At 39.8% G+C, this 8,621-nt stretch carries 5 protein-coding genes, 4 tRNA genes and 1 rRNA gene (1 of these 10 running past the window's edge); 5 read left to right on the top strand and 5 right to left on the bottom strand.

Going from position 1 to position 8,621, the window contains the following annotated elements; all coding sequences use genetic code 11:
- From QUE18_RS13425 to QUE18_RS13405, 5 genes are all read left to right on the top strand, one after another.
- Positions 1-1,873 (top strand): 23S ribosomal RNA (locus QUE18_RS13425); it begins 1,015 nt to the left of the window's first position.
- A gap of 86 nt (positions 1,874-1,959) precedes the next feature.
- Positions 1,960-2,032: transfer RNA gene (locus QUE18_RS13420), tRNA-Asn, on the top strand.
- Positions 2,033-2,083: 51 nt separating this feature from the next.
- Positions 2,084-2,155: transfer RNA gene (locus QUE18_RS13415), tRNA-Glu, on the top strand.
- A gap of 32 nt (positions 2,156-2,187) precedes the next feature.
- Positions 2,188-2,258, top strand: a tRNA-Cys gene (locus QUE18_RS13410).
- A 42-nt stretch (positions 2,259-2,300) separates the two neighbouring features.
- Positions 2,301-2,374, top strand: a tRNA-Met gene (locus tag QUE18_RS13405).
- A 115-nt stretch (positions 2,375-2,489) separates the two neighbouring features.
- Here QUE18_RS13405 and QUE18_RS13400 read toward each other — a convergent pair.
- From QUE18_RS13400 to QUE18_RS13380, 5 genes are all read right to left on the bottom strand, one after another.
- Positions 2,490-3,998, bottom strand: a complete 1,509-nt coding sequence (locus QUE18_RS13400) for a BglG family transcription antiterminator (protein WP_009204141.1) — start codon at positions 3,996-3,998, stop codon at positions 2,490-2,492.
- A gap of 16 nt (positions 3,999-4,014) precedes the next feature.
- Complete coding sequence (locus tag QUE18_RS13395; RefSeq protein WP_009204140.1) at positions 4,015-5,211, bottom strand: mannitol dehydrogenase family protein; 1,197 nt, start codon at positions 5,209-5,211, stop codon at positions 4,015-4,017.
- Positions 5,212-5,310: 99 nt separating this feature from the next.
- Positions 5,311-6,747: a PTS mannitol transporter subunit IIBC gene (locus QUE18_RS13390; protein WP_009204139.1), complete on the bottom strand. Its 1,437-nt coding sequence runs from the start codon at positions 6,745-6,747 to the stop codon at positions 5,311-5,313.
- Between the two features lie 2 nt (positions 6,748-6,749).
- Positions 6,750-7,211, bottom strand: a complete 462-nt coding sequence (locus QUE18_RS13385; RefSeq protein WP_008393181.1) for a PTS mannitol transporter subunit IIA — start codon at positions 7,209-7,211, stop codon at positions 6,750-6,752.
- A 94-nt stretch (positions 7,212-7,305) separates the two neighbouring features.
- Positions 7,306-8,418 (bottom strand): LacI family DNA-binding transcriptional regulator, encoded by a 1,113-nt coding sequence (locus QUE18_RS13380; RefSeq protein ID WP_009265237.1) that lies wholly within the window; start codon positions 8,416-8,418, stop codon positions 7,306-7,308.
- Between the last annotated feature and the right edge of the window lie 203 nt (positions 8,419-8,621).

Below are 8,621 nucleotides of genomic sequence, written 5' to 3'. Positions count from 1 at the left end.
GAGCCCAGACCTACAGCTAAGGTCCCAAAGTACGTGTTAAGTGGAAAAGGATGTGGGGATTCTAAGACAACTAGGACGTTGGCTTAGAAGCAGCCATTCATTGAAAGAGTGCGTAATAGCTCACTAGTCGAGAGTCCCTGCGCCGAAAATGTCCGGGGCTGAAACACGACACCGAAGCTTAGGAATGTGTAAACATTGGTAGAGGAGCATTGCTGGCGGGATGAAGCCATACCGTAAGGAGTGGTGGACTGCCAGGAAGAGAGAATGCCGGAATGAGTAGCGAGATGAAGGTGAGAATCCTTCAGGCCGAATATCTAAGGTTTCCAGAGTAAAGCTGATCTGCTCTGGGTAAGTCGGGACCTAAGGCGAGGTCGAAAGACGTAGTCGATGGATAACAGGTTGAAATTCCTGTACCGCATATAAACAGAACTGTGGGGACACAGACAGGGAATGGAATCCGGGAGTGGAGATCCCGGTGCAAGCGAGGTAGGAGTGCTGTTGGCAAATCCGCAGCACGATCTGAAGACGTGACGCGTACCGAACATAAGTAGGGAAGTCCAGGCCCCTGGCTGTCAAGAAAAGCCGCTATTGTTTTATATGTGCCCGTACCGCAAACCGACACAGGTGGATGAGGAGAGAATCCTAAGGCCGACGGGAGAAGTATTGTTAAGGAACTCGGCAAAATGACTCCGTAACTTCGGGAGAAGGAGTGCCATGAGAGTGGCCGCAGAGAAATGGCCCAAGCAACTGTTTAGCAAAAACACAGGTCTATGCAAAACCGCAAGGTGAAGTATATGGGCTGACGCCTGCCCGGTGCTGGAAGGTTAAGGGGAGAGGTTAGCGCAAGCGAAGCTTTGAACTTAAGCCCCAGTAAACGGCGGCCGTAACTATAACGGTCCTAAGGTAGCGAAATTCCTTGTCGGGTAAGTTCCGACCCGCACGAAAGGCGTAATGATTTGGGCACTGTCTCAACGATACACCCGGTGAAATTGAAATACCAGTGAAGATGCTGGTTACCTGCGCCAGGACGGAAAGACCCCATGGAGCTTTACTCCAGTTTGATACTGGGATTCGGCATGGTATGTACAGGATAGGTGGGAGACTGAGAAGGTATGACGTCAGTTGTACCGGAGTCGCTGTTGGGATACCACCCTTACCATGTTGGATTTCTAACCTGTGGCCGTAAGCCGGTCAGGGGACAATGTCAGGCGGGGAGTTTGACTGGGGCGGTCGCCTCCGAAAGGGTATCGGAGGCGCTCAAAGGTTCCCTCAGAATGGTTGGAAACCATTCGAAGAGTGCAAAGGCAGAAGGGAGCTTGACTGTGACACCGACGGGTGGAGCAGGTACGAAAGTAGGACTTAGTGATCCGGTGGTATAAAGTGGGATTGCCATCGCTCAACGGATAAAAGCTACCCTGGGGATAACAGGCTTATCACTCCCAAGAGTTCACATCGACGGAGTGGTTTGGCACCTCGATGTCGGCTCATCGCATCCTGGAGCTGTAGCAGGTTCCAAGGGTTGGGCTGTTCGCCCATTAAAGCGGTACGCGAGCTGGGTTCAGAACGTCGTGAGACAGTTCGGTCCCTATCCGGCGCAGGCGGAGGAAATTTGATAGGAGCTGTCCTTAGTACGAGAGGACCGGGATGGACGGACCGCTGGTGTATCTGTTGTACTGCCAAGTGCATAGCAGAGTAGCCAAGTCTGGAAGGGATAAACGCTGAAGGCATCTAAGCGTGAAGCCCCCCTAAAGATAAGATTTCCCATACCGAAAGGTAGTAAGACCCCTTGAAGACGACGAGGTAGATAGGGCAGAGGTGGAAGTACGGTAACGTATGGAGCTGACTGTTACTAATCGGTCGAGGCTTTAACCAAAGAAGGCTGAAGTGTAAGAGATGTAGAAAGATTCTTGTATGTTGTTTTGAAGGTATATGATATAATAAGAATAGACCTTATAATAATCCTCGATAGCTCAGTTGGTAGAGCACACGGCTGTTAACCGTGCTGTCGCTGGTTCGAGCCCGGCTCGGGGAGTTTCGTAGTATTTAAGATACTGCATAGACCGTGAAGCGGTCATAAGAATAAGGCTCCATGGTCAAGTGGTTAAGACACCGCCCTTTCACGGCGGTAACACGGGTTCAAATCCCGTTGGAGTCATCTTTTTACGGAAAGAGCATATAGTTTAATATGGCGTCGTAGCCAAGTGGTAAGGCATGGGACTGCAACTCCCTGATCACCAGTTCAAATCTGGTCGACGCCTTTTAGAAGCACTAATTTTAGTGTTTCTTTTGTAATTTAATATCGCGGGATGGAGCAGTCTGGTAGCTCGTCGGGCTCATAACCCGAAGGTCGTTGGTTCAAATCCGGCTCCCGCAACTAAGAAAGACTTTAGAAAATATCTAAGGTCTTTTTCTTTTTGTAAAAATCTTAGGTATAAAAAAGAAATAGTACACAAGATTTCCGTTTAATAGAAATTTAGTGTACTATTTCTTTATCTTTTATTTAAGATATCAATTTGTTTTCGTACTTTCTCTTTTTCTTCTTCATTGAGCAGAGGAGAAACACATAAATATTTACTCTCATCAAGATCAAGGGGCACGGTGGAAATAATGAAATCATATTGATCCAGTTTTTCATCATGCAATTTATGTAAAGAAATGATCTTTTTAACATCAATTTCAGAAAATTCTCGTTCCAGACGGCTTCGCAGCATCTTGGAAGAACCGATTCCGGTAGAACATACGACCAAAACAGAAATCGAATTCTTGCTTAGATAATCCATAGATGCAATAAAATAAATAACAATATAACCTATTTCATCTTCAGGGATTTTTATAGGCTGGAAGATATTACGAAAGCTTTCTTTCACGATTTCATAAAGTTTTGGATCAGACTGATAAATATCTTCTAACATTGGATTTGTTACGGTAATACCACTTTGAATCCGTTCCATTGCCATATTAATATGTAATAGAAGATTTTCCGCAAGATTCTTGTCTTCGCTAAATGGAAAGTGAAATTTCTTTTCAATTTCATTGATCAGGCTGCTGATATGATCAAGATTCTGAAAAGCAGAAATCTGTTGATTCAATTCATAGTGTGAACGTCCAACGTATAGATGGATCATCCAATGAAAATAATCCCGTTCATTATCGTAAAGCTGAATTTTAAAATCAACTTCAAGAATTTTGAGGATATCTTGACGAAAATGATCTTCATAATCTGTATTTGAGTCTTGGATCGTTAGTTTTAAGATATCCTCTTGATCATTTATATAGGAATGTCGTTTAATAAAAATAGCGATCAAGACAAGAAATTCCTGAAGTTCTTTATCTGAAATATTTAGATGCCTTTTACGAATAACGTTTTGCATTTTCTGATAAAGAACTTTTAAAGGTTCTTCGTAGTCAAAATTCTTTAAAAGATCAATAAAATGGTTTGGTCGATAATTGTTGTCTTTCAGCCAGTCAAAAAAGTTATCGGGAGCAATATTTTGAAGTAAGACATTTACAAATAAATGCCTTTTTGGAATTTCATGGCCAGTTAATCGGACTCCTTCACTTTTCTTGGTTTCAAATTGAACATTATGTCCCTGAAGTTTTTCTTTCATAGACTGATAATCATTTCGAATTGTCTGAGAAGAAGTATTTAGATCAATTGCAAGAGCTTGAGTTTTGATATAATCATCTTCGTTTAATAAAGTCAAAAGAATGATGTCAACACGCTCTTTGTTGGAATAATTTTGTTCTGTTTTGACTTCTTCAAAAGCACTGTTTAATCGTTTAAGATTATAGAGCGATCCAAAGATCATAAAACCGTTTCCAGAAGAATTATCTAAAGTAAGATCATATGATTCTATGATCTCGGTAACTTCAGGAATCTGTCGATAAATGGTGCGTTCAGTAACACCAAGCTTCTTAGAGAGAGCCGATACGGTTAACGGACCATTTGCATTCATTAAATTTTCAATGATTTCTTTTGAACGATCTGAGATCAGCATAACTCACCTTTTCTTTCTAAATAGTTTCACCCTGGATATCAGATTGAAGATTATCAATTATTGTATATAATTGATCCAGAGAAATATTTTTATTTTTAATCTTATTATAAAAATAAATAATGTGTTTGGCAATAGGTTCTTCTTTCTTGATCTTACAGACAGTTTCCATAAGATTTAAAGCATCTTCTCCTTCCATAAATGAAAGTGCAAGTGCGATTGCAAATGAAAGATATACTGGGGTAATATGCAGTGCTTCACAGCTTCTTGCAGCACCGATCAGACGATCTGAAGGCTGAAGTTTTCTCATAGGATCACGTGCAACGCGAGTAACGGTGTCTCTTAAATAAGAATTTTTAAAACGATGCAGTAAATCATTCATATGCGCATTTAACTTTGAGAAAGGTACCTGATATTTCTCTGAAAGCATCATACAGCTTTCTGTCATACAGCCACGTACGATAGACTGAATATAAATATCATGGGCAGCCTCATGAATATAGGTTTTATTTAAATATTGTCCTAAAAAGGCCGTTGTGACATGGGCCATGTTGTGAACATATAATTTACGTTCCAGATAGTAATGGAAAGGTTCATAAGGAATGATCTTCTTATATTCAGGAATCATCCCTTTGAAAGCAGCTTTATCAACTGGAAGGAAATCATAAGGTTCTACACGAACAGCCAATGGATGTTCATCTTCTGGAATCAGATCAGGATCTGCAGGTGGAACCATCCTTCCGATGGAAGTTTCTACAAGACCAACATTTTTCTCAAACAGAGCATGTTTATCTTCTGGAAGAGCTTTTAATAAATAGTCTCGTAACAGTACATCAGCATCCATCAGATTCTCACAGATTAAGATATCCAGAGTATTCGAAGATTCTTTCTCCCAACGCTTTAAAAGCCCTTGGGCAATGACAGGAGCCACTTTCTCAAGGACTGCAGCACCTAAAGCAGTTGCCATAATATCAGCGTCAGCGATTTCATTGCTGACAGCTTCAGGGTCTTTTCCATCCACAGCACGGATATTTTTGATCCAGTGAACAGGTTGTTCCTCGTTCATAATAATCTGAGGATAAGTTTTCTCTTTGTTGATCAGATGGATCACGTCATCGTTTACATCGATAAAAACGACTTCATAGCCGATTTCAGAGAATAATGCGCCAATAAAGCCACGGCCAATGCTTCCAGCACCATACATAACAGCTTTCATAAAAATTCCTTTCTATAGTCATATCTTTGTATTGTGATAGCATCAAAGACTAAGGAGATAAGTCCTTAGCCTTTGATAATGTGTTCATTGATTGTTTAATTATAATTCATTTTTAAATCTTTCAACTAACTGATCATACTCAGGAGCTTTTAGGTAGTTTGAAATAGATAAATGTTGTTTATTAGGCTGGGCAGCTTTTGCTGTTCCAGTTAATTCTACATGAGTGATGACCAGGTCAGTATCATCAGGAATCTTTGAGATTGCTGTATTGATAACTTCAATTGGAAGATTTGCGGCTTTTACTTTTTTCTTTAATGCTGCTGCAGACATTGCAGAAGATCCCATTCCAGCGTCACACGCAACAACGATTTTTTTAATATTTTTGATATCTATTCCGGCAACTCCAAGACTACTGTCATTTGTTATTGCAGTAGATTCATTTGAACTAGCAGAAGATCCCATTGCTTCTTTTGGTACTACAGATTCTCCGAGAGATGTGTCTCCACCTTTTGCTACCATACGTTTTACGAAAATAGCATTTAATAAGAATGATACAACACATGATAATACGACGCTTAATAAAACTCCGAACATACAGTTCTTAGGTGAAAGAGCTACGACAGAGAAGATACTACCAGGAGATGGTGTGGCAACAGTACCAACATTTAAGAATGTAAGTGTTCCTGTTCCGACGATACCACCAGCGATCATACCAATGATCGTTAATGGGTTTGCTAATACATATGGGAAGTAAACTTCATGGATACCACCGAAGAAGTGGATCAAGATCATTCCAGGAGCAGCTTCTTTCATTTCTCCTTTTCCGAAGAACCAGTAAGCTAATAATAATCCAAGACCAGCACCAGGGTTTGGCACTAATAGGAATAATGCGGAATGTCCTAAAGTCTTAACCTGTTCATAACCAATTGGTCCGAAGATACCATGGTCTAATGCGTTATTTAAGAATAATACTTTGGCTGGCTCAACGAAGATTGCAGATAATGGTAATGCATTATGTGCTACGATCCAGTTTACACCATTTGTTAATACAGTAGTTACAGTTTCCATAACTGGTCCGAATACTAACATTGCGAAACAGCAAAGGATAGCACCGATAATACCAAGTGAGAAGTTATTTACGATCATTTCGAATCCAGAAGGGATTTTTCCATCCACTGCCTGGTCAAATTTCTTAATGCAAACACCAGCAACAGGTCCTAAGATCATAGCGGCTAAGAACATTGGAGTTCCGTCAACGGCTACGATCGCACCCATGGTAACGAGAGCACCGATAACTCCACCACGATCGCCACCAAACATTTTACCACCAGTATGTCCAATTAAGATTGGAAGTAAGTAATTTAAGATTGGACTGATCAGTTTTGCAAGTTTTGCATTTGGAGTCCATCCTGTTTCCAAAAAGAATGCGGTAATTAAACCAAATCCGATAAACGCTCCGATATTTGGAATAACCATTCCTGCAAGAACGGAACCAAATTTCTGGAGTTTTTGTGAAATACTAGTTTTTTCTTTCATTTTTACAACTCTCCTTCTTCTACATAATTCTGATTGATCATATCAATGAATTCCTGTTTTGAAGAAGCATTTAAAAATTGATGGCATTTTTCAGGTTTTAATAAAATATCAGTAATCTGCATCAGCTCCTGCAGAGAATCTTCCTCACGGCTTGAGATGCCGATCACCAGATGTATGGTATTTCCATGATAAGAAACTCCATGTGGGATCTGAACAATACTGATTCCCGGTTTTAAAACAAAATTCAGAGTGTCTTCTGTGCCATGGGGGATCATAACCCCCAATCCGATATCAGTGGAAGTTTCTTGTTCTCGCCGGATCATACCATTAATGTAGGGTGGTTTTACACATCCGACTTGAACTAAGAGATCACCTGCTTTGTGGATTGCTTCTTCAATTGTAGTACATTCATAATCCAGACAAATGTGTTTCTGGAATTCATTACTTAGAAGTTTGCTGGCCATGCGCCCTCCTTATTTGTTACTCATAAACGTTTATCATGGTTATATGATAACGTACAGAGTGTATGAAAATCAATGCATACTAATGTCATATTTTTCAGGAGATGTTGTGACATTCTTTTGTTTTGTTTGTTATTTTGCATTTCCCAGTAGAATTACGAACAATCAGTTCAGGTTCATATTCCATTCGCATAATATAATGATGTTTGGCAGAGATATTTTTCTGCGTGTTCTTCTTATATATAATATCCACAGCTTCACGACCTTTTGCCAAAGAAGCATGTTCGATCGTAGTTAAAGCAATCTGAGGCATGGAAGATAAAGGAATGTTGTCAAATCCACAGACAGAGTAATCATGAGGAACACGGAATCCATGATCAGAGATCGCAGCCATGATACCAAAAGCCGTCATATCATTATTCCCCACAAAAGCAGTGGAAGAAGTATGTTCATCTAAAGCTTGAGAAGCCATATCATATCCGTTTTGATATTCAGAATTATCCGCAGAATATCTTCCGTAAGCAGCAATCGTAGGAGATTTTACCTCCACCCATTCTGGATCAAGACCATGATCTTTAAAACAAGAACGCAGCCCAGCAAGACGATGGATCCGGCCAATCTCTTTTGGGCGGATCGGTGTACAGATATAAGTAATATGCTTATGTCCAAGAGAGAGAAGATGTTCAGCAATAATATATCCAGGCTTTTTACTGTCAAGTTCAACTGCATCAAAACGGCATGCATCTGGTTTATCACCGATGGAAACAACAGGGACTTGCTTAGATAATGCATTTGCCTGTGCAATCTTTGTTGGTGGATATAAAGAAATTACGCCTGCAAGTTCAAACCCAGATAAAAGGTTTAAATAGAGTTCTTCTTGAGAGACGTCCCTCAATGTACTGACAGTAAATACGGTATAACCATAATCTTTGGCACGTTCTGTGATCGAATGAATGATCATGGAATAATAACCATTCGAAAGAAGTGGACAAATAACGATGATACTCTTAGCAAGTGCCTGTTCTTTCTTTTTTACACCTGCAACAGGCTTCTTGTAACCAAGTTCTTTTGCACCTTGTCTTACTTTATCGATTGTTTCTTTAGAAAAAGAAACATGTGGTTTGTTGCTTAAGATCATAGAGACAGTAGACTGTGATACACCGGTGTATTCAGCAATATCTCTTGTTGTTACTTTGTTTCGCTTTCCCATAAATAGTACCCTCTTTTCTATACATTTCATTTGCAATAGATAAATCAAAAATTATTTTGATTAATTCGAATTACTAATCAAAATAAGCTAGCGATTATTAATATTATACAATTGATTAATACAAAAAACAAGTGAACACGTACTTTAAGAAAAATAATCCAAAAACCGTGAAAGAAATCATTTATTAATCAAATAAAATGATT

The organism is Anaerostipes hadrus ATCC 29173 = JCM 17467 (assembly GCF_030296915.1).
In the GTDB taxonomy this organism is placed as follows: domain Bacteria; phylum Bacillota; class Clostridia; order Lachnospirales; family Lachnospiraceae; genus Anaerostipes; species Anaerostipes hadrus.
This window is presented reverse-complemented; position numbering and strand designations above follow the sequence as displayed.